This is a genomic window from Pseudaestuariivita sp., from assembly GCF_052825805.1.
In genome coordinates, this window is record NZ_JBRBVB010000009.1 from 38,091 (window position 1) to 59,494 (window position 21,404).

A 21,404-nucleotide genomic window follows, 5' to 3' on the forward strand; every position below is an offset into this window, starting at 1 on the left:
GGCAAGCCTTTCAGATGTCAGCCTTCGATGCGCGTGAGATCGACCACACCGGAACAGAGTTTGCGTATGTCGCCCAAGAGGTTGAGGCGGTTTCTTCGCGTAATGTCCGCCTCTGCGTTGACCTGCACCGCCTCGAAAAACGCGTCAATCGGCCCGCGCAGCGCGGCCATCTCGGCCATGGCCATGGTAAAGTCCTGCGCCTGCATCGCCGCCGCGACCTTTGGCCCCTGCGCATCGAGAGCGGCAAACAGCGCCTTCTCCTCAGCCGCTTCGGCGTATTTCACATCCGCACCGTATTCGTAAGCCACGCCGTCCTTGGCCTCGGCTTGGCTCAGGATGTTATTGGCCCGCTTGAAACCCTGCACGAGGTTCTCACCATCGTCGGTCTTGAGCGTCTCGGCCAGCGCCTCCGCCCGCTTCACGAGCAGCGCCAGATCGTCCGAACCGGGCATCGCAATGCAGGCGTCGATCACATCGTGCCGCAGCCCCTGATCGCGGAGGTAGACCTTGAGCCGATCGTGGAAGAACGACACAAGATCAGCAACATCCGCGTTTGTCTTCATGTTCTGGATGAAGGTGGCAACCGGCAGTGTTGCCCCCGTCTCGAGCACAATCCGAATGACCCCAAGCGCCGCGCGGCGAAGGGCAAATGGGTCGCCCGAGCCGGTCGGCTTTTCGCCAATCGCCCACATCGAGGTCAGCAGGTCCAGCTTGTCCGCGAGCGCCACCGCCTGGCTGACCGGCCCCGTCGGGACCGCGTCCGAAGGGCCAAGGGGTTGGTAATGCGCAGCGCACGCCTCGGCCACCGCGGCATCTTCACCTGCGGCGGCACAGTAATATCCACCCATAACCCCTTGAAGTTCCGGGAATTCATAGACCATCTCGGAGCTGAGGTCGGCCTTGGCCAGCTCCGCCGCGCGCGCGGCGAGGTCGGGATCAGCGCCCACGACAGGCGCAAGTTCGCGCGCGAGAGCCGTGATCCGGGCGATACGCTCGGCTTGGCTGCCGATCCTGCGATGGAACGTCACGTTTTCAAGGGATTGCAGCCAGACGTTCATGTCGTCTTTGGCCACACGCAGGTCGTTCTCCCAAAAGAACTTGGCATCCGCGAGCCGGGCCGAGAGGACCTTTTGATTGCCGGCGAGGATCGTCGCACCGTCGTCCGCCGTTTCGCGGTTGGCGACGGTCACAAAACGCACGATCTTCCCCGCCTTGTCCCGCACGGAGAAGAACTTTTGGTGCTCCTTCATCGAGGTTTGTAGCACTTCTGCCGGCAGCTCGAGAAAGGCGTCGTCGATCGCGCCCTTCAGCACGACCGGCCACTCGACCAGACCCGCGACCTCGCGCAAGAGGCCGGAATCCTCGACAACGTCCAGACCCAGCGCGAAGGCTTGGTTGGCGGCGTCGGCGCGGATCGTCTCCATCCGTTCCTCGGCGGACAGGACCACTTTAAAGCGCTTTAGCTTTGCGCTGTAATCCTCGAAGGACGTTACAGAAAACGCGCTCGGTGCCATGAAGCGGTGGCCTTCGGTGACGTCGCTTGAGCGAATGCCCTCCACCTCGAGCGGGACGACGGATGCGCCTGCCTCGTCCGTCAGGACGCAGAGGATGCGCTGCAGTGGCCGGACCCAGCGGAGGCTCCCCGATCCCCAGCGCATGGACTTGGGCCAGGGGAAGGTGCGGATGGCGTTTTCAAGGACTTCTGCAACGATGTCGGCGGCGGGGCGGCCCGGCTTTTCGATGGTGGCAAAGAAGAAGGTGCCCTTCTTTTCTTCCCGTTCCGCGAGGGCATCGCGGCTGACGCCGGCGCCGCGCAGGAACCCCTCAATTGCTTTTTCCGGCGCGTCAACACGCGGGCCGCGGCGCTCCTCGCGCACGGTGGGCGAGGCATCGAGCAACCCCTCGACGGTCAGGCACAGACGGCGCGGCGTGGAAAAACTCGCGGCGCTCGCGTAAGTCAAGCCGGCCTCGACCAAACCGTTTGTGATCAAACGCTTGAGGTCCTCCGCCGCCTTGCCCTGCATGCGCGCAGGAATTTCCTCGGAGAAGAGTTCGATCAGCAGATCGGGCATCAGTTCGTCTCTCTTTCAGGGCAATCGTCGCCGAGCGGCGTGCCGTCATACGCCTTGTCGCCGCAGTCGTTGATGTCGTGCCAGATGTAGCCGCGTCCGTCCTCGGTCACGGCGACGATGCGGTCGATACCGAACTCGAGGTTCTGCACACCCATGAAGGCTTGCGCCGTGCCAGCGCTCAGCGCGGCGCCCAGCGCCTCGGCGTCAAAGCACTCGAACCACGGCGGCGCGGTGCGGGGAAAGGTGCGCGGGAGGGTCTCAAAGGTCTCAGCAAGTGCACCCGGGCGCGCGTCGGTGGTAAAACAAGCGCGGTAGCGGATAGGTGAACTTTCCGCGTCAATCGCCTGGAATTGTGTGACATTCAGCGTTTGCGTCTCACCCGAAAGCGTCGTCAGCAGCACCGGGTCACGGTCCGCGGAGTCGATCTCCTCGTAGAACCCGTAGACCTGCAGATAGTACATCGCGGCGCCCGCGACCAAGGCGATCAGCACCATGCCGACCACGATCACACGTCCCATCATGGCGTCCATCCCGGGTTTTCAAAGAGCAGCACGTGGCGCCCTTTGCCAAAGACGCGCGCCTGCCAGCCGCGCGCGATCAGGTGGTTGGCGACCTCTGGCAGGGTGCTCTCCTGGCGCATGCCGCGTTCGAACCCGACGTCGGCGGTGATGTACTGAAAGCAATCGAGCACGCCATCGGCACCTTCGAGGATTTCGGGCTCGGCGCCTTCGGCCTCGAGTTTCAAGAGGCGGTATGGCCGGCGTTCGAGGACGCTGTCGAGCCGGGCGGAGGGCACGGTGACCGTGTCATCATACGCCTCCATCGGCAGGAGCGAGCTGTCGGCGGTGCCCGACTTGAGGTAGAACGTCATGCCCTCGCTGTCCGAATGCCAGAGCGCCATCTGGTGCGCGCGGGCGGCGGCGAGGTCAGAGGCCGCGGCGAGGTTCCGGCTGAGGGCGGCGAACTCGCGCGGAGCGGGCTCAAAGCAGGTGAGGTTGACCTTGCAGCCTTTGACCTGGAGCGTCAGTGCCACGTCGCCGACATTTGCGCCAACCTCGACCACGTGATCGCCGGCAGCAAACGGGATGTGTTGCAAAAGGTAGGCGTTCCAAAGCTTTGCGGCGCGCTCTTCAAGTCCTGCGGAGAGCGTGCGGAGCCATGTCATCTCGGAAAAGACGTGGGTGCGTCCGGCGTCCTCGCAGCGGTAGAGGCCGGTGTCCGGCTCGTAGACATAGCGTTGCTGCGTGCGGCCGCGGGCGTGAAGGGTGCGGTTGACCTCGGCCACAGCCTCCGCCGGGGGCAAGTCCCGAAAGACGTCCATGTAGTTGCGCGTGATGATCCCGGACGGGCGTTTCAGCCGGTCCTGCGTGCGGCGTACCGCAAGGGCCAGGGATCGGCGCAGCGCCATGGGGTCAGGCCGCCGTCTCGGCATTGTCTTGGGCCGTGTCTTGCGCGGCATCCGTTTGCACGAAGGCGTCCGCGCACATCTTGGCCAGCGCGCGCACACGGCCAATGTAGGCCTGCCGCTCGGTCACCGAGATCACGCCGCGCGCGTCGAGCAGGTTAAAGATGTGGGACGCCTTGATGCACTGGTCGTAGGCCGGGTGCGCCATGATGATGCGCTTGCCGGTCTTGGGGTCGTCTACCGGCTGGGCGAGGATGTGGGCACAGTGCGCCTCGGCCTCCTCGAAATGGCGCAGCAGCACGGAGGTGTCGGCGGTGTCGAAATTCCAGCGGCTGTACTCCTGCTCCGTCTGGCGAAAGACGTCGCCGTATGTCAGCGGGATCGGCGCGGAGGGATCGTTAAACGGCATGTCCATGACGTGATCGACGCCGAGCACGTACATCGCCAGCCGCTCGAGCCCGTAGGTCAGCTCGCCCGAGACGGGTTTGCAATCGTGACCACCGACCTGTTGGAAATAGGTGAATTGCGAGACCTCCATCCCGTCGCACCAGACCTCCCAACCCAGCCCCCAGGCGCCGAGCGTCGGGCTCTCCCAATCGTCCTCGACGAACCGGATGTCGTGCAGGTCAAAGTCGATCCCGATCGCCCTCAGGGAGCCCAGGTAGAGGTCCTGCAGGTCCGGCGGCGAGGGTTTGATCAGCACCTGGTACTGGTAATAATGCTGCAGCCGGTTCGGGTTTTCGCCATAGCGCCCATCCGTGGGACGGCGCGAGGGTTGCACGTAGGCGGCAGCCCACGCCTTCCCCCCCAGCGAGCGCAGGGTCGTGGCCGGGTGAAAGGTGCCCGCGCCGACCTCCATGTCGTAGGGTTGCAGCACCGCGCAGCCCTTGGCGGCCCAGTAGGTCTGCAGGCGCAGGATGATCTCCTGAAAGCTGCGCGGGGCGGTCACGTCCATCAGCGGGGCATCCTTGTGCGGTGGCGGCTGGCTCGGCGGGTGAATACGGCCCTCCCTCAGCAGGGTCAACGGGGCGCTTTGCCTCAAATCCAGCGGGGTTTTGCACAGAAAATGCGTGCGCACGGGCTGACGTTTGGTAGACTGCCGGGCATAAGGACGCAGCAGACGTAATGATAGACAAGGCCCGGGCGTATTGCGGGTCCAGCAGGCATAGGATGACAGGCATGTTCAAGCGGGTGATCGCGGCGCTGGTGGCGCTGTGCGTGATGGCGCAGATGGCGGCGGCGCAGTCGCGCGACGGGCGCGCGTGGATCCAGATCGAAGCGCAGCCGAGCCTCTCCCTCGCGCAGGACCGCCTGCAAGTCTATGCGCAGAACCTGCCGGATGTGAACGGCTTTGCGCTGGGGGGCGGCTGGTACGGCATCGCGCTGGGGCCTTACGAGCGGGATGCCGCGGACCAGCTGCTGCGCCAGTATCGCGTGCAGGGACAAATCCCGCGCGACAGCTTCATCGCGTTTTCGAGCGCCTTCCGCCTGCAGTTCTGGCCGGAAGGCGTGAACCAGCTGGCCAGCACCGGCGTTGTCGCACCCGGCGGCACGCCAACGCCTGCGCCCGAAACACCCGCGCAAGCGCCTGCCCCGGAACCTGAACCCACCGAGGTGCCAGACGAGACCGTGCGCGAGGCGCGCGCCTCGGAAAGCCGTTTGACCCGGGCCGAGCGCGAAGAGTTGCAAATCGCGCTGAGATGGGCGGGCTTTTACACCGCCGCGATCGACGGCGCCTTTGGACGCGGCACACGCGGCGCAATGCAAGCCTTTCAGGTGGACAACAATTTCGAGCCGACCGGCGTGCTGACGACCCGCCAGCGGGCCGAGCTGCTGCGCCAGTACAACGCCGTGCTCGACGGCATGGGCCTGCAAGTGGTCACGGACACCCGCGCGGGCATCGAGATGCAGCTGCCGACCGGCGTGGTCGACTTCGCGCAATACGAGTTCCCGTTCGCGCAATACGCCCCAACCAGCGAGCTGCCCGCGCGCGTGCTGCTGATCTCTCAGCCGGGCGATCAGGCGACGCTGCACGGGCTTTACGATATCATGGAAACGCTCGAGATCGTGCCGCTCGACGGCACCCGCGAAAAGCGGCGGTCGAGCTTTACCCTGACCGGCACAAACGCCCGCATCGCGACCCACGTTGAGGCGCGGCTCGAGCGCGGTGAGGTCAAGGGCTTTGCCCTGATCTGGCCCGCCGGCGACGAGGAGCGCCGCACCCGCGTGCTGGGCGAGATGCAAGCCTCCTTCCGCGCCCTGCCCGGCGCCACCCTGCGCCGCAGCGACAGCAGCACCGAAGAGCAAGCGCTCGACCTCGTCTCTGGCCTCAAGCTGCGCATGCCGAAACTGTCGCGCTCGGGCTTCTGGGTCGGGCGGAACGGCACCGTCCTGACGTCCGCCGACGGGGTCGCATCCTGCACACGCATCACGCTGAACACCGAATTCGAGGCCGACGTGATCGCCTCCGACGCCGCCTCCGGCGTGGCCGTCCTGCGCGCCCAGGGCGCCGTGGTGCCCCCCGTCAGCGCGGCCTTCCGCGGTGACGCGCCGCGCCTGCGCTCGGAAATCGCGGTGGCCGGCTACTCCTTCGAAGGCCGCCTCGGCGCGCCCACGCTGACCTTTGGCGAGCTCTCCGAGCTGCGCGGCCTTGACGGCAGCGACGCCGTGCGCCGCCTCACGGTGACCCCGCAAACGGGAGACATCGGCGGCCCGGTGCTCGACGGTGGCGGCGCGGTGGTCGGCATGCTCACCCCGCAACCGGCGCAAAGCGGCCGCGTCCTGCCCCCCGGCACCCAGTTCGCGGCCAGCGCCGAAAGCCTGCGCGCCGTGCTGGATCAGGCCGGCGTCGATCCGGGCTTTACCGTGGCCGAGCAGTCCATGGACCCGGTCGACATGACCGCTCTCGCCCGCGATATGGTGGTGCTGGTCAGCTGCTGGGACTGATCCCTCTTACGCCTTGGCGCGCATGAGCATCCCGAACAGGTCTCGCGGATCGTCCGGGTCCGCGAGCATGTCCAGCGGCAGCCCGAGCCCCGTGCCCTCCAGCTGATCCCGCACGTAGCGCAGCGCCGAGAAGTCCTCGACCGCGAACCCGACCCCGTCAAAGATCGTGATCTGCCGCGCCGAGGTCCGCCCAGGACGCGCGCCTGCCAGCACTTCCCACATCTCGGTCACCGGAAAATCGTCCGCCTTCTGCTGGATCTCCCCCTCGATCCGCGTCTGGGGCGTGTATTCCACGAACACATCGCCGCGCTCGAGAATATCCGGGTGCAGCTCGGTCTTGCCCGGGCAATCCCCGCCGATCGCGTTCACATGCACGCCCGCGCCGACCATGTTGTCCGTCAGGATCGTCGCGTATTGCTTGTCCGCCGTGCAGGTCGTCAGGATGCCCGCCCCCTCGACCGCCTCCTCCGGCGCGGCGCAGATCGTGACCTCGAGCCCTGTCTCCGACAGATTGCGCGCCAGCTTCTCCGACGCCGCCCGGTCAATATCGTAGAGCCTCAGCTTCTTGATCCCACAAAGCTCCGCCATCGCCAGCGACTGAAACTCCGATTGCGCGCCATTGCCGATCACCGCCATCGTGTCCGTCTCGGGCGCAAGCGCCCTGGCGACCATCGCCGAGGTCGCCGCCGTGCGCAAAGCCGTCAGCAGCGTCATCTCGGACAAGAGCGCCGGGTACCCCGTCGCCACGTTCGACAAAAGCCCGAAGGCCGTAACCGTCTGCAACCCACCTTTGGTGTTCGCCGGATGCCCGTTCACGTATTTGAAGCCATAGACCTCCCCATCCGAGGTCGGCATCAACTCGATCACACCGGCCTGCGAATGCGAGGCCACGCGCGGCACCTTGTCGAAGAGCGCCCAGCGTTTGAAGTCTTCTTCGATGTACTCCGCCAACCCGCGCAGCATCGGGCGCACCCCAATCCGGTGCACCAGCTGCATCATGTGATCGACGCTCACAAATGGCACAAAGGCCATCGGCGATGGGGCGATTTTGGTTGTGTGCAAGCTCATGCGGAAAGCCTCCCGGCAAAGGTCCGGTTCGGGCGGTCAAGAACGGTGCGGCCAAAGAGACTCGCCACCAGATCGGTCATCAAGAGCGCCGTACGCCCGCGGTCATCGAGAAACGGGTTCAGCTCGACGAGATCGAGCGAGATCAGACGGCCCGAATCGTGCACCATCTCCATGATCAGATGCGCCTCGCGAAAGGTCGCCCCGCCCGGGACCGTTGTGCCCACGGCTGGCGCAATCGTCGGATCGAGAAAGTCCACATCAAAGCTCACGTGCAGATGCCCGTCCGCAGCCTCCACCCGGTCGAGAAAAGCGCGCAGGGGCGCCGCGATCCCGTGCTCGTCGATCGCCCGCATATCATGCGCGTCAATGCCCGCCACCCGGATCGCCTCGGCCTCAGGCGGATCGACCGAGCGCAGGCCGAGCATCGTGACCTGATCACCTTTCACGGCATGCGGCACGCCCGGAAAGATCGGAAATTGCGCAAGCTTGAGCGCGTAAGCCATTGGCGTGCCGTGCAGATTGCCACTCACCGTGCTTTCGAGCGTGTTGATGTCCGGGTGCGCGTCGAGCCACAGCACGAAGAGCGGCTTACCCGCCTCCGCCGCGCGTGTCGCCGCCGCCGGCAAAGTCGCCGCCGCCAGCGAATGATCGCCCCCGATAAAGATCGGCACGCCTTCATCCTTCATCACGCGGTCCGCCTCCGCCCGGATCGTCCCGATCCAGTCCGCCGTATGCTGGAGGTTCTTGAGCGCGGCATTTGCGTGCATCACCTCTGCACCCGGTTTTACCGTCAAATTGCCCCGATCGGTGACCTGCACGCCCTGCCCTTCGAGCGCAGCCACAAGCCCCGCCGTGCGCAGCGCGTCCGGCCCCATGAGGCACCCAAGCTGTCCCGCCCCGGATTGCACCGGAGCCCCGATAATCGTCGCCTGCATGTCTTACCTTTCCGTTGGTTTCCGAACGACATGGCAGGACAAACCGCACAGCAGAACTTGCCGAAATGGCGCAAAAGGGAAAGACTGACCGCAAAACGCACACCAATCAGATCATAATGCTCAGCGATATCGACCGTCACCTCCTGACCTTGCTCAAACGCGACGCCCGCCTCTCCCTGACCGAGCTGGCCGCGGAAACAGGCGCGTCGCGCAACACCGTGCGTCAGCGCCTCACGCGCCTGCAGGAGACGGGCACGATCCAGCGCTTTACCATCGACACCGCCGTGACCGAGGAGCAGGTGCGCGCCATCGTGACCATCGCGCTCAACGGCGCTTTGTCGCGCTCGGTGATCCGCGCGCTCAAGGCGATCGGCGACATCGAAGAGCTGCATTCGACCAATGGCGCCTGGGATCTCGTGGCGCAGATCGCCTCCCCCGACCTCGCGACCATCGACGCCGTCCTCCGCCGCATCCGGGAAATCCCGGGCGTGACCAATTCCGAAACCAGCCTGCTGCTGGCGCGGGTATGAGCGTGACCCACACAGAGGTCCTCAAGGCTTTGCCTGCCGAGCTGCGCGCGCGCCTTCAGACCCGCTCAGATGCGCGCGGCCTCTGGCATCTGGCGGGCCATTTGGGCGCACTCCTGCTGACCGGAAGGTGGATTGCACTTGGATTAGCTTTGTGGCCCATCGCACTGATCTTACACGGGATCCTGCTCGTCTTCCTCTTCACGCTGCAGCACGAATGCACGCACGAGACCCCCTTTGCCACGCCATGGCTCAACCGCTGGGCAGGGCACGCGGCAGGCTTTATGATCTTTCAGCCGTTCACGTGGTTCCGCTACTTCCATCTCGCCCACCACCGTCACACCAACGACCCGGCACATGATCCCGAGCTCACCGAAGGCGCCGAGCCGGAGACCTGGCGCACCTACCTCTGGCACGTCTCGGGCCTTCCGACGTGGTGGGCGGCGTTGCGCGGTCTTGTTCAAATGGCCATTGCACCGCGGCCGGCGCCTTACCTGCCGGAGCGTGTTTTGCCCCGGATCAAGCGCGAAGCGAGAATCAACATCGCGCTTTATCTCGTTCTCTTCGCGAGCTTTTTCTGGACGAGCGCCCTCTTTTGGCTGTGGCTGATCCCGCTGATGCTGGGGCAACCCTTCCTGCGTCTTTATCTGCTGGCTGAACACGGGCGCTGCCCTCCGGTCGCCAACATGCTGGAGAACACGCGGACGACCTTCACGACCAGGGTCGTGCTGTGGGTGGCCTGGAACATGCCGTATCACATCGAGCATCACTCGGCGCCCTCCGTGCCATTCCATCACCTGCCCGAACTGCACCGCCACATGGCGCCACCCCTGGTGACCACGTCTAACGGATACAGTGTCTTTACAAAGGATTACACGGCCAAGCTCATGTGATGGGTGAAGATGGCTGGCTGAGCGTCCCGCCCCCAACCGCCGCCGGCACGCCGGTCGTGGAAGGACAGGACGTCGGCAGTCTCCGCGCCACACGTACGGCGAGATAGGCAAACGCCTGCGCCTCCAGCATATCACCGTCGAGGCCCACGTCTTCGACCGGCTGGACAGGGCAATCGAGCGCGGCGGAGATCATCTCCATCATCACGGGATTGCGCCGCCCACCGCCCGTGACCAGCACGCGGGACGGCGGCGACGGACAGTGCTGCACCCCCTGCATGACCGAGGCCGCGACCATGCCGGTCATCGTGGCAGCGGCGTCGGCATCGCCCAGCTCGCGCACGAGGCCGAGCATCGTGGCAAAGCTGTCCCGGTCGAGCGATTTGGGCGGACGTTTGGGAAAGAAGGGATCGTCGAGAAAGAGCTCGAGCGCCCCCTCCTCGACCCTCCCTTTGGCCGCGAGCACACCGTCCTTGTCGTAGGCAAGCCCCTTCCGCGCCATCATCAGATCGTTGATTGGAGCATTGGCGGGTCCGGTATCGAAGGCGAGGAGTGCGCCCTCGGCCTCAGGCGCGTCTTTGGAGGGATCGATCCAGGTGAGGTTGCCAACCCCGCCCAGGTTCAGAAATGCGAGCGGCTCCATTGCACCGATCCACTTGGCGCAGGCGAAGTGGAAGAAGGGCGCAAGGGGCGCGCCCTGCCCGCCCAACCCCACGTCCGCGCTGCGAAAATCCCAGACCACCGGCACGCCCAGAGCATCGGCCAAGGCCTGCCCGTCACCCATCTGGTGCGTGCCGCGTCCGCCCGGCTCGTGCGCGAGGGTCTGGCCATGAAAGCCGATGAGTTCTGCGTCAAAGCCCTGCAAAACCTCCAGGTGCGCGCGCTCCAGAACGCGCGGCGCGCCGCCCAGCTCGTCGTCCTGCCACTTGCCCAGGGCGGCGCGCAGGCTGGCCTGCTCGTCCAATGTGTAGGCGCGGTAGCGGGACGGACCAAAGGCGTGGATGCGGTGGCCGTCGGTCTCCACCACGGCAGCGTCGACCCCGTCGAGCGACGTGCCCGACATGGCGCCCAGCGCGCGGATCACACCTGACTTTTTCACGGCTTTTCCTCCGTCCCGGCCCCCCTTATAGACTGAACGCCTCAGCCAGGGGCAAGCCATGACGTACCACCCGAAATCCGACTTTCTGACCGTGATGATGGAGCGCGGCTTTCTTGCCGATTGCACCGATTATCAGGCGCTGGACGAGGCCGCGCTGAAGGGCGGGTTGACCGGGTATATCGGGTTCGACGCGACGGCGAAATCGCTGCACGTGGGCTCCCTCATCCAGATCATGATGCTGCGCTGGCTGCAAAAGACCGGCGGGCGTCCGATCACGCTGATGGGTGGCGGGACGACCAAGGTAGGGGACCCGTCGTTCCGCGCCGATGAGCGTCCTCTGCTGACGCCCGAGATGATCGACGCCAACATCGCCGGGATCAAAAAGGTGTTCGCCGCCTACGTGGATTACGAGGGCGAGAACGCTGCGCTGATGATCAACAACGCCGAATGGCTGGACGGTCTCAACTACCTCGAGTTCCTGCGCGACATCGGGCGGCACTTCTCGGTGAACCGCATGCTGTCGTTCGAGAGCGTCAAGTCGCGGCTGGACCGGGAGCAAAGCCTCAGCTTTCTCGAGTTCAACTACATGATCCTGCAGGCCTACGACTTCCTCGAGCTGAACCGGCGGTACGGGTGTCTCCTCCAGATGGGCGGCTCGGACCAGTGGGGGAACATCGTGAACGGGATCGACCTGACGCGGCGCGTCTGTGATGCCGAGATTTACGGGCTGACCTCGCCTCTTTTGACCACCTCAGATGGGAAGAAGATGGGCAAGTCGCAATCGGGCGCGGTTTGGCTCAACGCGGATATGCTCTCGCCTTATGAGTTCTGGCAGTTCTGGCGCAACACGACGGACGCCGATGTGGGGCGCTTCCTCAAGCTCTATACCGAGCTGGCGGTGGACGAGTGCGTTCGGCTCGGCGCTTTGGGCGGGGCGGAGATCAACGGGGCCAAGATCGTGCTCGCGAACGAAGTCACCGCGCTTCTGCATGGCCGGGCGGCGGCAGAGGCGGCGGAGGCGACGGCGCGCGAGGTCTTCGAGAAAGGCGGCACCGGGGACGATCTTCCGACGCTCGAGGTGACGCTCGACGAGCTGCCACTTTCGATCGTGCAGGCGCTGGTGAAATCCGGCCTCGCCAAGTCCGGGAAGGAGGCCAAGCGCCTCATCGCCGAGAACGGCGCGCGGCTCGATGATGCGCCTTTGACCGATGCGGGGCTGATGCTGGACGCGGGCGCTTTGTCGTCGCCGATCAAGCTCAGCGCGGGCAAAAAGAGGCACGCGCTGGTGAGGCTCACCTGAGGTGCTGACCCTAAGGTTGTGCGAAACAGAGTGTTTCCCGCGAGAGGCGGAAAATCGCGGCAGCATGTCGCAGTTTTCCGTTGTCTGCGGCAACTTGGCCACGACTTTATGCTAGATACGGCAGCATTAAGCCTTAATCTATGACGCAGCCGACGTAGAGCGGCGGGTTTGATTGGCAGTGGTGGAGGTCTCAGGTGACCAAGTTCGAACGTGCGGAAACGGCCTTTTACGCAGGTGCCACGGAGGCGGAGGTGAACCCGCATCTGGACGCCTTGCGGCAATTGCCGCGCAGTTCCGGTCTTCTGCGTCCGAACGAGATCGCGTTTTGCCGCGAACAGAACCTGCCACTGGCGTTCGACCCGATGCAGATCGGCTGGGTGCTGGCCGAGTGCGCGGACGATTTTGCGCTGAGCCACGCCTTTCAACGCTCCACCGCGCAGGTGACCTTGCGCGACTGGACCGACGATGACGCGGAAGTCTATGCGCGCGCGCTGAGTGATGCGGCGCTCTGGACGTATATGCCGGACCCTTTCCCCGGACCGATCGACCTTGCCAGCGCGCATGCCCTGATCGCGCTCGCCAATTCGGCGGCGCATCACCATGTGCAGGCGATCGAGGCGGACGGTGCGGCGGTTGGACAGGTTCGCGCAGAGTTCTCGGACGGCGCAGGCAGCGCCGAGGTGTCCTACTGGATCGCGCCAGAGGCATGGGGCAAGGGCTACGCGTCGAGCGGGGTGCGGCAGTATTGCGAAGCGCTGCGTGCGCGGGGGCTGAGCCAGCTCACGGCCAAGGTGCATAACGGCAACCCGGCCTCGCAAGGCGTGCTGCTCAAGGCCGGCTTTGCACCGACCGGCGTGGACACGTTGCGCCCGGACTGGCGCTGGTTTGCACGCAGTCTCTAGCGGTCAGTTTCTACAGCACAGTCTCTAGCGATCAATCCAGCATCCATGTGCCGTTCGGCCAAAAGGCGTGGAAGGCAAAGGCGAACATCACGTCATGCGGCAGATCGCGTCCCGCGCCATCGCGCACGCGGATGGTGCCGACGTCGCGTCCCTCGTTGATCCTGCCCGTGTCGAGCGCCGACGCCTGCCCCGGCGCCCAGCTGAGCGTTATGCCGGCCTCGGTGATCTCGGTCACGTCTCCGAACCGGGTGAGCGGCCAGGCCCTGTCGCCGACCCGCACCACCCGCTCGAGCGCGGGAATGTCGTGGGGTGGCAGTTCGCCGGAATAGAGGAACGGGCGGTGCGAGCTGTCGTAGCCCCTATAGGGATTGCGCCCGTAGTCGCGATTGTAGTTTGGCGCGTCCATGATCAGCCCTTGCGGATTGCGCGCGGAGAACTCGGCAAAACTCTCCATCCAGGTCGGCAGCGCCGTCAGCTCCTGCCCCGTCATCTCGCCCACAATCCCGGTGCCGAGCGCCTGCTGCCACCAGCTTTGCGTCTCGCGGTCGTACATCACCATGTCCGAGTTGCGCAGCTTGCCCGAGACGCCAAAGGTCAGCACTTGCCCCGCCACGCGCCGGTCAAAGGTGATGCCGGAATTGCACAGCGGGCAGAACGTGACCGCCACCGGCACGCCGCCCACCGTGTCATTCACGATCTCATGCCACGTGAGATACCGCACCGGGTAGGCCCGCGGCGTGGCGCCCTCGATCTCGACCGTGATGACCGGCTCGCGGGCACCGATGCGCGTCTCCTCCGCGACTTTGATAAAGGCCGGGTCCGAAAGCGCCGGGATGCCGTCCTTGGGAGGTCCGCCCGAAAGGATCTCGACCCAGTTTTCGACGCTGGTCTGAGAGAAGTCCGTGTCCGGCCACTCGTGCTTCCAGAAATTCGGATCGGTGGCGGCGGGGCTGGCAAGGGCCAAGGTAATCGCTGCAGCGGTCAAGAGCTTGCGCATCGGTTTTCCTCCAGATTTGCGCAGAGCATGGCAGGTCTTTGACCGCCGATCATCCCCTGCCACGGGAAAGTGAAAGCGCGTCAGCCGCGCATGGGCGAAAGAAAAAGCGAGGGCCAAAAGTCTAGCGCCACTCAAGTATGGAGAACGTCAGCCGCACATCGTCGGGCCGCGGTGCGGCGATCCAACAGGCGTTCTAAGCACCTTTATGGTTGCCAGATCCGAGAGGGCTTTGAGCGACGCGCTTACTTCAACATATCGCCGTGCCGTCACGCCGTAGGCGTGCCATCTACAAATGGCGCACCTTTGGTGCGACGGGCGGCCCGGCGATGTGCGGCGGCCTTTGGCCTTGATTCCGCACTTGGAAAAAGAAAAACGCGGGCTTTGGCGGCCCGCGTTTCTCAGACTTCAACGGAAAGAACTACTCCGTCACCGTCACCGACAGCATCTGATCGGGCGCGCCGACCACGGCCCCGTTCGGGCCCGTGCCGCGCTTGATGGCGTCGACGACGTCCATGCCTTCGGTCACCCGGCCAACCACGGTGTATTGACCGTTGAGGAAATACCCCTCGTCGAACATGATGAAGAACTGCGAGTTCGCGCTGTTCGGCGATTGCGCGCGGGCCATGCCGACGATGCCGCGGTCATAGGGGACATCCGAGAATTCGGCCGGAAGGTCCGGCATGTCCGAGCCGCCCCGGCCCGCCATGCGGGTGTTGCCGCCGGCCTCTCCGAACTCCACGTCGCCGGTCTGCGCCATGAACCCGTCGATCACGCGGTGAAAGACGACGTTGTCGTATTCACCGGCCGCCGCCAAGGAGCTGATGCGTTCGGCGTGCTGGGGCGCGACGTCCTCGAGCAGATCGATCTGGATAACGCCTTTCTCAGCGCCCTCGCCGTCCGCCACGGTGATCGAAATACCACCAGCCAAGGCAGGGCCTGCCGCCAGCGTGCAGAGAGCCGTCAATACGTTACGCAACATCAGCAGCCACCTTCACCGAGATCATGCGGTCGGGCTGCGCGGGCGGCTCGCCACGGGTGATCGCGTCCACATGCTCCATCCCAGAAATCACTTGGCCGTAGACCGTGTATTGCCCGTTCAGGAAATCGTTGTCCTTGAAGTTGATGAAGAACTGCGAGTTCGCGCTGTCAGGGTTTTGCGAGCGTGCCGCGCCGAGCGATCCGCGCGCGTGCGGGACCTTGGAGAATTCCTGCTTGAGGTTCGGCTTGTCAGAGCCGCCAGTGCCTGCCATGCGGATGTTGAACCCGTCTTCCATGTCACCGTGCTGCACGTCGCCGGTCTGCGCCATGAACCCGTCGATCACCCGGTGAAACGCGACGTTGTCGTACTGCCCCTCGCGTGCCAGCTCCTTCATCCGGTCGCAGTGACCGGGCGCCACGTCGGGCAAGAGCTTGATGACCACGGTGCCGCCTTTCAGCTCCATCAGGATGGTGTTCTCGGGATCGTCATAATCGGCCATCGGGCCCTCCTCGTTTGTCTGGGTTGCGAGGTAGCGCGTCTGGCCCCGGATCAAAAGGGGAGAAGCGTGCGGCTTGGTTGACCTTTTGGCGGGGATCGGGTGCAACGCAAGGCAACGGACAAGGAGACGCGACATGGCCTGGACCCCTCTGACTGACCTCGAGCTTGGCGGCAAACGGGTGCTCACCCGCGTCGATATCAACGTGCCGGTCGAGGATGGCCGGGTCACCGACATCACGCGCATCGACCGGATCGTGCCAACGGTAAAGCACATCCTCGCGGCAGGCGGCACGCCGATTCTCCTCGCCCACTTTGGCCGTCCCAAGGGGAAGGTGGTGCCGGAGATGTCCTTGCAGCCCCTGGTGCCCGCGCTTGAGGACGCCTTCGGCACAGGCGTCGTCTTTGTCGCCGATTGCCGCGGCCCTTCCGCCGAAGCCGCCGTGGGCGCGCTCTCCTCCGGCCAGGTGCTCCTCTGCGAAAACACGCGCTTTCACGCCGGCGAGGAAAAGAACGACGCAGACCTTGCCGCCGAGATGGCCAAGCTGGGCGACATCTACTGCAACGACGCCTTCTCCGCCGCGCACCGCGCCCATGCCTCGACCGAGGCGCTCGCGCGTCTTTTGCCAAACTGCGCGGGCAAGTTGATGGAGGCGGAGTTGACCGCGCTCGAAGCGGCACTCGGCACGCCGAAACGCCCGGTGATGGCGGTGGTAGGCGGCGCCAAAGTCTCGACCAAGCTCGACCTCCTCGGCAACCTCGTCGAAAAGGTCGACGCGCTGGTGATCGGGGGCGGGATGGCCAACACCTTCCTCGCGGCCCAGGGCCTCGATGTGGGCAAATCGCTCGCCGAGCACGACATGACGGACACCGCCAAGGAGATCGCCGCCAAGGCCGCCTCCACCGGGTGCGAGCTGCTGCTGCCGCGTGACGTGGTGGTGGCGCGCGAATTTGCGGCAAACGCCCCGCACGAGGTCGTCACGGCCGAGGATTGCCCGGCGGATGCGATGATCCTCGACGCTGGCCCGGACGCCGTGGCGCATATCAAACAGGTGATCGACCGCTCCGCGACGCTGATCTGGAACGGACCGCTGGGGGCCTTCGAACTCACGCCGTTCGATGCGGCCACCAACGCCGCCGCCGCCTACGCCGCCGAGAAAACCGCCGCCGGGGACCTCATCTCCGTCGCGGGCGGAGGGGACACCGTGGCCGCCCTCAACCAGGCGGGCGCGGCGGAGCACTTCACCTACATCTCGACCGCCGGGGGCGCGTTCCTCGAATGGATGGAGGGCAAGACCCTGCCCGGCGTCGCCGCCCTCGGATAAGGCGTTAACGCTTGCGGCATACGGGGAGCACGGCCTAGGCTCATGGCATTGACCAACACAGGATTTCGCCATGCCCCGTTTGCCCGTCCTCGCCCTTTGCACGACCGCGCTGGTCCCCTCGCTGGCCGCCGCTCAGGCGCCGACCTGGAGCGAGCTTCTCTCGCCGGACGCGCTGATCCACCGGCTGATTCAGTCCGGGATCGTGGCCCTCAGGTCCGAGATCGACATCACCTTTGACGCGATCTCCTCGCGCGACTTTGGCCGCGCGATCTCGCTCACCGGGATCGAAGGGTTCGCCTTCCCCGACCACGGGCAGGACTGCGATTTTGCGGTCGACCAGGTCTCGGTCACCACCGCGCCCTGGACCGACCTCGCGACCCTCAGCCTCAACGTCAACGCGCTCGGCGTGTCGATGCTGGGCACCTGCCTGCCACCCGACATCAGCGACACGCTGACCGAGCTTGGCTTCGAAACGCTGGATTTCCAGCACGCGCTCATCACGCTCGACTACGACATTCCCAGCGCCGGCCTGCAGATGTCTGCAACCCTCACCAATGACGCGCTGGCCCAGGTCGACATGAACGCGACCTTTGACTACGCCGCGCTCGAGGGGCTCGACGATGATCCGAACCCGGTGCTCTTTCTGACCAAGGCGGACCTGCGCGTGACGGATTTCGGCGCCTGGGAGATCGCCAAGGGCTTCCTGCCGCCGATGTTCACAACCCCCGCCGCAGTGCCTGCGATCGTGGGCGAGGCGCGCAACGCGCTCACCAATGCCGGGCCCGAGCCGCTGACCGAGGCGGAGACCGCCGCGCTCGCCTCGATGGAGACCGCGCTCACCGCGTTCCTCAATGGCGACACAAGCCTCTCGCTCACGCTTTCCCCGCCCGACCCGACGTTCGTCGACTTCGAGGAGATCGAGCAGTCGCCCCTCGACATGATCGAGGCGTACCACCCGCTTTTGACGACCGAGCCGATCCCGGCGATCCGGCTCGTCAGCCAGAACGTGCTCGCGCAAGTGGTCAGCAGCGATCTCTCGCAGCTCTCGGACGGGCAACTCGCCGGCCTGGCGCGCGCGCTGCTCAGCGGCCTCGGGGTGCCGCGCAACCTCGCGCGGGCCACCGAAACCACCGTCGAGCTCTTGCGGCGTGACCCGACGGCCGCGCCCGGCATCGTCGCGGACCTAGCAAACGCCTGGATCACCCAGGACCCGAATTCGGCGCTGACCTTTGCCCGCCATGCGGCAGCCCAGGGCTCGACCGCCGCGGTGGGCGTGCTCGACCGGCTGGAATCGGGGCTGGCGCTCGACGCGATCCTCGTCCAGCAGGGCGGCAGCGGCACCCCCGTGGTCCCCGAAAGCCTCGCCCAGCTGCGCGACATGGCGCTGGCACACCACACCGGCCTCGGCGCCGACCGCAGCTACGAGCTTGCGCTTGTCTACGCGCTTGTCCTCAATGCCGCGCATGACAGCACCGGCGGCGCGCTGATGCGGAGCCTCTATGACCGGTTCGGACGCGATCCGGCCTGGCCAGCCTTCCGCGCGCGCGCCGAAAACACCGCGCTCGACCTCTGGACGTCCAACGCCCTCGGCTCCGCCCTTGGTGCAGCAAAGCAGCGCTAGGCCCACGATCTGCGCGCGTTAGCGCAATCAACATTGAATGCCCGGGCCGCCATGGCCTAGGCACTTCCCAGGGGCGCAAAACGAGCAAAGGACAGGACACATGTCGCAAGCAGACATGGCCAAACAGGCCGAATTCGGACAGGGCTTCATCGCCGCACTCGACCAATCGGGCGGCTCGACGCCCAAGGCGCTCAAACTCTACGGCATCGACGAAGACGCCTACAGCTCCGAAGCCGAAATGTTCGACCTGATCCACGCCATGCGCGCCCGGATCGTGAAATCCCCCGCCTTCACCGGCGACAAGGTCATGGGCGCGATTCTCTTCGAGATGACCATGGACCGCGAAATCGACGGCACGCCGTCCGCGCAATACCTTTGGGAAAAGCGCGGCGTGGTCCCGTTCCTCAAGGTCGACAAGGGCCTCGAAGACGCGGTGGACGGCGTACAGCTGATGAAGCCGATGCCCACCCTCGACGACGTCTGCAAACGCGCTGTCTCGCACGGCGTCTTCGGCACCAAGATGCGCTCCGTCGTAAGCGCCGCCCATGCCGGCATGATCGACAAGAACGTCGCGCAACAATTTGAAATCGGTCAGCAAATCCTCTCACACGGTCTGGTGCCGATCCTCGAGCCCGAAGTGACCATCTCAATCGCGGACAAGGCAGAGGCCGAAGACATGCTCAAAGCGTCGATTCTGCGCTCGCTCGAGACCCTGCCGAACGACCAGCGCATCATGCTCAAACTGACGCTGCCTGAAAATGCCAATCACTACAAAGAGTTGATCGACCATCCTCAAGTGATGCGCGTCGTGGCCCTCTCCGGTGGCTACGCCCGCGAGGAGGCCAACGCCCGCCTGACCAAAAACGCCGGCATGATCGCCAGCTTCTCCCGCGCGTTGACCCAAGGGCTCTCTGCGCAGCAATCCGACGCCGAATTCGACGCGACGCTGGCCGAAACCATCGACGCGACCTACCAGGCTTCGATCACCTGAAGTACGGCAAGTAAACACCTGTCAGGCTGACGCTTTTTCCTCGAGCGTCAGCCATTCCTCCTCAGACGCCGACAGCTTTTCCTGCCTCAGGCTCAGCGCCTCGGTGGCTTTCTTGAACTTGACCGGCTCGCGCGTAAAAAGCTCCGCGTCCGACAGCAGCTCTTCGAGCTTGCCGATCTCCGCTTCCAGCCGCTCGATCTCTGCAGGCAATTCTTCGAGCCGGTGCTTTTCGGTGAACGTAAGCCCCGTCTCGACCTTCGTGCTCTGCGTGAGCTTCTTTTCCTTGGCCTTTGGTTTCGCGACCTTTTCCGGCTTTTCGTCCCCGCGCTGGCTCAGCATATCCGACCACCCGCCGGCATATGCGATCGCGCCACCGTGACCGTCCATCACCACCGTCGAGGTCGCCACGCGGTCGATGAAATCCCGGTCGTGGCTGACCAGCAGAACGGTGCCATCGTATTGGCCCAGCAGGTCCTGCAACAAGTCCAGCGTTTCGACGTCGAGATCGTTGGTCGGCTCGTCCAGCACCAAGAGGTTGGATTCGCGTGCCATCAGCTTGGCCAGCAGGAGCCGCGCCTTTTCACCCCCAGACAGCGAACGCACCGGCGCCCGGGCTTGCCGCTCGTCAAAGAGAAACTCCTTGAGGTAACCCACCACGTGTTTCGGCGTGCCGCGCACCATCACCTGATCGGCTTTGCCGGACACGCCGATCTCGCGGTCGCCCGCCAGCGTATCCCAGAGCGTTGCCTCCGGGTCGAGCTGCGCACGGGCCTGGTCAAAGACGGCGATCTCGAGGTTCGTGCCGAGTTTCACCTGGCCCTCGTCTGGTTCAAGATCACCCGTCAATATCTTGATCAGCGTGGTTTTTCCCGCGCCGTTGGGTCCGACGAAGGCCACACAGTCCCCGCGCTGCACGCGGATCGAGAAGGGCTTGAGGATCGTCCGATCGCCAAAGCTCTTGGTGATCTTGTCCGCCTCGATCACCCGCTTGCCCGACTTTGGCCCCGCATCCAGCGCCATCGCCGCAGTGCCCTGCCGCCGGATCATCGCGGCGCGTTCGGCCCTGAGATCCTGCAGCGCGCGCACGCGGCCCATGTTGCGCTTGCGCCGCGCGCTGATCCCCTCGACCGCCCAGCGTCCCTCGGATTTGATCAGCCGGTCCATCTTGTGGCGTGCCATGTCCTCGTCGGCCCAGACCTTGTCCCGCCACGCCTCGAAGGCGGCAAAGCCCTTGTCCTGCCGCCGCACAACGCCGCGGTCGATCCAATGCGAGACCCGCGTGAGCGCCGTCAGAAACGCCCGGTCGTGCGAGATCAGCACAAAACTTGATGCAGTGGATGAAAGCTCGCCTTCAAGCCACTGAATAGCTTGGATATCAAGGTGGTTGGTCGGCTCGTCGAGCAGCATCAGATCAGGCGTGTCCGCGAGCAGGCGCGCAAGCGCCGCCCGCCGCCGTTCGCCGCCGCTGGCCGTCTCAACGGGGCGCGCAGGATCGAACGCGAGCCCTTCACCGGCGCGCTCCACCTTGTAGAGCTCGCCCGGGTCGAGACCGGCCGAGGCAAAATCGCCCAGCGTTGCAAACCCCTCCATCGAGGGGTCCTGCTCCATGTAGCCGACGCTGATGCCGGGCGGCACGACACGCAGCCCGGTGTCCGCTTCAACAAGGCCCGCCATGACCTTGAGAAGAGTGGATTTTCCTGACCCGTTGCGCCCCACCAGCGCGATCCGCTCGTGGCGATGCACCACCAGTGAGACGCCGTCGAACACAGGCTCCCCGCCAAAGGTGAGCGACATATCGTTGAGCTGAAGCAAAGGTGCGGCCATGCTGCGGAGCTAGCGCCGCGCGCCGCCA

Annotated in this window: 19 protein-coding genes; 8 read left to right on the forward strand and 11 right to left on the reverse strand. The window is 65.1% G+C overall.

All coding sequences use genetic code 11. The features are described 5' to 3' along the window. Nucleotides 1–17 precede the first annotated feature (17 nt). From glyS to ACU0B3_RS10730, 4 genes are read right to left on the reverse strand one after another with little or no spacing between them, the layout of a single operon-like run. Nucleotides 18–2,072, reverse strand: a complete 2,055-nt coding sequence (glyS, locus tag ACU0B3_RS10715; protein WP_446260848.1) for a glycine--tRNA ligase subunit beta — start codon at nucleotides 2,070–2,072, stop codon at nucleotides 18–20. Then, entirely contained in the window at nucleotides 2,072–2,593 is a 522-nt protein-coding gene (locus tag ACU0B3_RS10720) for a DUF6446 family protein (RefSeq protein WP_446260849.1), read from the reverse strand. The genes glyS and ACU0B3_RS10720 overlap by 1 nt, the downstream gene beginning before the upstream one ends. After that, nucleotides 2,590–3,480, reverse strand: a complete 891-nt coding sequence (locus ACU0B3_RS10725; RefSeq protein ID WP_446260850.1) for an FkbM family methyltransferase — start codon at nucleotides 3,478–3,480, stop codon at nucleotides 2,590–2,592. Before ACU0B3_RS10725 ends, ACU0B3_RS10720 begins: the two co-directional genes overlap by 4 nt. 4 nt (nucleotides 3,481–3,484) lie before the next feature. Beyond that, a complete protein-coding gene (locus tag ACU0B3_RS10730) occupies nucleotides 3,485–4,432 on the reverse strand; it encodes a glycine--tRNA ligase subunit alpha (protein WP_446260851.1) in 948 nt (315 codons plus the stop codon). A 224-nt stretch (nucleotides 4,433–4,656) separates the two neighbouring features. Between ACU0B3_RS10730 and ACU0B3_RS10735 the strand changes: the two genes are divergently transcribed. Next, nucleotides 4,657–6,423 carry a serine protease gene (locus ACU0B3_RS10735; RefSeq protein ID WP_446260852.1) on the forward strand — a complete coding sequence of 589 codons (1,767 nt, stop codon included), beginning with the start codon at nucleotides 4,657–4,659 and terminating at the stop codon, nucleotides 6,421–6,423. Nucleotides 6,424–6,429: 6 nt separating this feature from the next. On the opposite strand, the gene ACU0B3_RS10740 is transcribed toward ACU0B3_RS10735, so the two are convergent. Both ACU0B3_RS10740 and rocF read right to left on the reverse strand, forming a co-directional pair. Then, nucleotides 6,430–7,491, reverse strand: coding sequence for an ornithine cyclodeaminase (locus tag ACU0B3_RS10740; protein WP_446260853.1), 1,062 nt, complete (start codon nucleotides 7,489–7,491; stop codon nucleotides 6,430–6,432). Continuing rightward, nucleotides 7,488–8,426 (reverse strand): arginase, encoded by a 939-nt coding sequence (rocF, locus tag ACU0B3_RS10745; protein WP_446260854.1) that lies wholly within the window; start codon nucleotides 8,424–8,426, stop codon nucleotides 7,488–7,490. Before rocF ends, ACU0B3_RS10740 begins: the two co-directional genes overlap by 4 nt. A 116-nt stretch (nucleotides 8,427–8,542) precedes the next feature. Here rocF and ACU0B3_RS10750 point away from each other — a divergent pair, with 116 nt between their 5' ends. Further along, nucleotides 8,543–8,956, forward strand: a complete 414-nt coding sequence (locus tag ACU0B3_RS10750; RefSeq protein WP_446260855.1) for an Lrp/AsnC family transcriptional regulator — start codon at nucleotides 8,543–8,545, stop codon at nucleotides 8,954–8,956. Then, nucleotides 8,953–9,846: a fatty acid desaturase gene (locus tag ACU0B3_RS10755; protein WP_446260856.1), complete on the forward strand. Its 894-nt coding sequence runs from the start codon at nucleotides 8,953–8,955 to the stop codon at nucleotides 9,844–9,846. Before ACU0B3_RS10750 ends, ACU0B3_RS10755 begins: the two co-directional genes overlap by 4 nt. On the opposite strand, the gene ACU0B3_RS10760 is transcribed toward ACU0B3_RS10755, so the two are convergent. Further along, a complete protein-coding gene (locus tag ACU0B3_RS10760; protein WP_446260992.1) occupies nucleotides 9,839–10,906 on the reverse strand; it encodes an anhydro-N-acetylmuramic acid kinase in 1,068 nt (355 codons plus the stop codon). The two genes, ACU0B3_RS10755 and ACU0B3_RS10760, sit on opposite strands and share 8 nt — an antisense overlap. Before the next feature lie 94 nt (nucleotides 10,907–11,000). On the opposite strand from ACU0B3_RS10760, the gene tyrS reads away from it, so the two are divergent. Beyond that, the gene (tyrS, locus tag ACU0B3_RS10765) at nucleotides 11,001–12,242 is read left to right on the forward strand and encodes a tyrosine--tRNA ligase (protein ID WP_446260857.1); all 1,242 of its coding nucleotides are present in this window, start codon (nucleotides 11,001–11,003) and stop codon (nucleotides 12,240–12,242) included. 194 nt (nucleotides 12,243–12,436) lie between these two features. Next, complete coding sequence (locus tag ACU0B3_RS10770; protein ID WP_446260858.1) at nucleotides 12,437–13,144, forward strand: GNAT family N-acetyltransferase; 708 nt, start codon at nucleotides 12,437–12,439, stop codon at nucleotides 13,142–13,144. 31 nt (nucleotides 13,145–13,175) lie between these two features. Here the strand turns inward: ACU0B3_RS10770 and ACU0B3_RS10775 are convergent, their stop codons facing one another. The 3 genes from ACU0B3_RS10775 to ACU0B3_RS10785 all read right to left on the reverse strand — a co-directional run bounded on the left by ACU0B3_RS10775 (nucleotide 13,176) and on the right by ACU0B3_RS10785 (nucleotide 15,619). After that, nucleotides 13,176–14,141, reverse strand: coding sequence for a DUF3179 domain-containing protein (locus tag ACU0B3_RS10775; RefSeq protein ID WP_446260859.1), 966 nt, complete (start codon nucleotides 14,139–14,141; stop codon nucleotides 13,176–13,178). 418 nt (nucleotides 14,142–14,559) lie between these two features. After that, nucleotides 14,560–15,120, reverse strand: a complete 561-nt coding sequence (locus ACU0B3_RS10780; RefSeq protein WP_446260860.1) for a peptidylprolyl isomerase — start codon at nucleotides 15,118–15,120, stop codon at nucleotides 14,560–14,562. Then, nucleotides 15,110–15,619, reverse strand: coding sequence for a peptidylprolyl isomerase (locus tag ACU0B3_RS10785; protein WP_446260861.1), 510 nt, complete (start codon nucleotides 15,617–15,619; stop codon nucleotides 15,110–15,112). The genes ACU0B3_RS10780 and ACU0B3_RS10785 overlap by 11 nt, the downstream gene beginning before the upstream one ends. Nucleotides 15,620–15,752: 133 nt before the next feature. On the opposite strand from ACU0B3_RS10785, the gene ACU0B3_RS10790 reads away from it, so the two are divergent. The 3 genes from ACU0B3_RS10790 to ACU0B3_RS10800 all read left to right on the forward strand — a co-directional run bounded on the left by ACU0B3_RS10790 (nucleotide 15,753) and on the right by ACU0B3_RS10800 (nucleotide 19,552). Then, nucleotides 15,753–16,940: a phosphoglycerate kinase gene (locus ACU0B3_RS10790; protein ID WP_446260862.1), complete on the forward strand. Its 1,188-nt coding sequence runs from the start codon at nucleotides 15,753–15,755 to the stop codon at nucleotides 16,938–16,940. Nucleotides 16,941–17,010: 70 nt separating this feature from the next. Then, complete coding sequence (locus tag ACU0B3_RS10795) at nucleotides 17,011–18,561, forward strand: hypothetical protein (protein WP_446260863.1); 1,551 nt, start codon at nucleotides 17,011–17,013, stop codon at nucleotides 18,559–18,561. 100 nt (nucleotides 18,562–18,661) lie between these two features. Next, nucleotides 18,662–19,552 (forward strand): fructose bisphosphate aldolase, encoded by an 891-nt coding sequence (locus ACU0B3_RS10800; RefSeq protein ID WP_446260864.1) that lies wholly within the window; start codon nucleotides 18,662–18,664, stop codon nucleotides 19,550–19,552. Nucleotides 19,553–19,573: 21 nt separating this feature from the next. On the opposite strand, the gene ACU0B3_RS10805 is transcribed toward ACU0B3_RS10800, so the two are convergent. Then, on the reverse strand, nucleotides 19,574–21,376 hold the full coding sequence (locus tag ACU0B3_RS10805) for an ABC-F family ATP-binding cassette domain-containing protein (RefSeq protein WP_446260865.1): 1,803 nt from the start codon (nucleotides 21,374–21,376) through the stop codon (nucleotides 19,574–19,576). Nucleotides 21,377–21,404 lie beyond the last annotated feature (28 nt).

What these genes read in the sequence shown, in the direction of transcription:
- glyS (WP_446260848.1), bottom strand. Translation starts at nt 2,072, where the DNA reads ATGCCCGATCTGCTGATCGAACTCTTCTCCGAGGAAATTCCTGCGCGC.
- ACU0B3_RS10720 (WP_446260849.1), bottom strand. Translation starts at nt 2,593, where the DNA reads ATGATGGGACGTGTGATCGTGGTCGGCATGGTGCTGATCGCCTTGGTC.
- ACU0B3_RS10725 (WP_446260850.1), bottom strand. Translation starts at nt 3,480, where the DNA reads ATGGCGCTGCGCCGATCCCTGGCCCTTGCGGTACGCCGCACGCAGGAC.
- ACU0B3_RS10730 (WP_446260851.1), bottom strand. Translation starts at nt 4,432, where the DNA reads ATGGACGTGACCGCCCCGCGCAGCTTTCAGGAGATCATCCTGCGCCTG.
- ACU0B3_RS10735 (WP_446260852.1), top strand. Translation starts at nt 4,657, where the DNA reads ATGTTCAAGCGGGTGATCGCGGCGCTGGTGGCGCTGTGCGTGATGGCG.
- ACU0B3_RS10740 (WP_446260853.1), bottom strand. Translation starts at nt 7,491, where the DNA reads ATGAGCTTGCACACAACCAAAATCGCCCCATCGCCGATGGCCTTTGTG.
- rocF (WP_446260854.1), bottom strand. Translation starts at nt 8,426, where the DNA reads ATGCAGGCGACGATTATCGGGGCTCCGGTGCAATCCGGGGCGGGACAG.
- ACU0B3_RS10750 (WP_446260855.1), top strand. Translation starts at nt 8,543, where the DNA reads ATGCTCAGCGATATCGACCGTCACCTCCTGACCTTGCTCAAACGCGAC.
- ACU0B3_RS10755 (WP_446260856.1), top strand. Translation starts at nt 8,953, where the DNA reads ATGAGCGTGACCCACACAGAGGTCCTCAAGGCTTTGCCTGCCGAGCTG.
- ACU0B3_RS10760 (WP_446260992.1), bottom strand. Translation starts at nt 10,906, where the DNA reads ATGTCGGGCACGTCGCTCGACGGGGTCGACGCTGCCGTGGTGGAGACC.
- tyrS (WP_446260857.1), top strand. Translation starts at nt 11,001, where the DNA reads ATGACGTACCACCCGAAATCCGACTTTCTGACCGTGATGATGGAGCGC.
- ACU0B3_RS10775 (WP_446260859.1), bottom strand. Translation starts at nt 14,141, where the DNA reads ATGCGCAAGCTCTTGACCGCTGCAGCGATTACCTTGGCCCTTGCCAGC.
- ACU0B3_RS10780 (WP_446260860.1), bottom strand. Translation starts at nt 15,120, where the DNA reads ATGTTGCGTAACGTATTGACGGCTCTCTGCACGCTGGCGGCAGGCCCT.
- ACU0B3_RS10785 (WP_446260861.1), bottom strand. Translation starts at nt 15,619, where the DNA reads ATGGCCGATTATGACGATCCCGAGAACACCATCCTGATGGAGCTGAAA.
- ACU0B3_RS10790 (WP_446260862.1), top strand. Translation starts at nt 15,753, where the DNA reads ATGGCCTGGACCCCTCTGACTGACCTCGAGCTTGGCGGCAAACGGGTG.
- ACU0B3_RS10795 (WP_446260863.1), top strand. Translation starts at nt 17,011, where the DNA reads ATGCCCCGTTTGCCCGTCCTCGCCCTTTGCACGACCGCGCTGGTCCCC.
- ACU0B3_RS10800 (WP_446260864.1), top strand. Translation starts at nt 18,662, where the DNA reads ATGTCGCAAGCAGACATGGCCAAACAGGCCGAATTCGGACAGGGCTTC.
- ACU0B3_RS10805 (WP_446260865.1), bottom strand. Translation starts at nt 21,376, where the DNA reads ATGGCCGCACCTTTGCTTCAGCTCAACGATATGTCGCTCACCTTTGGC.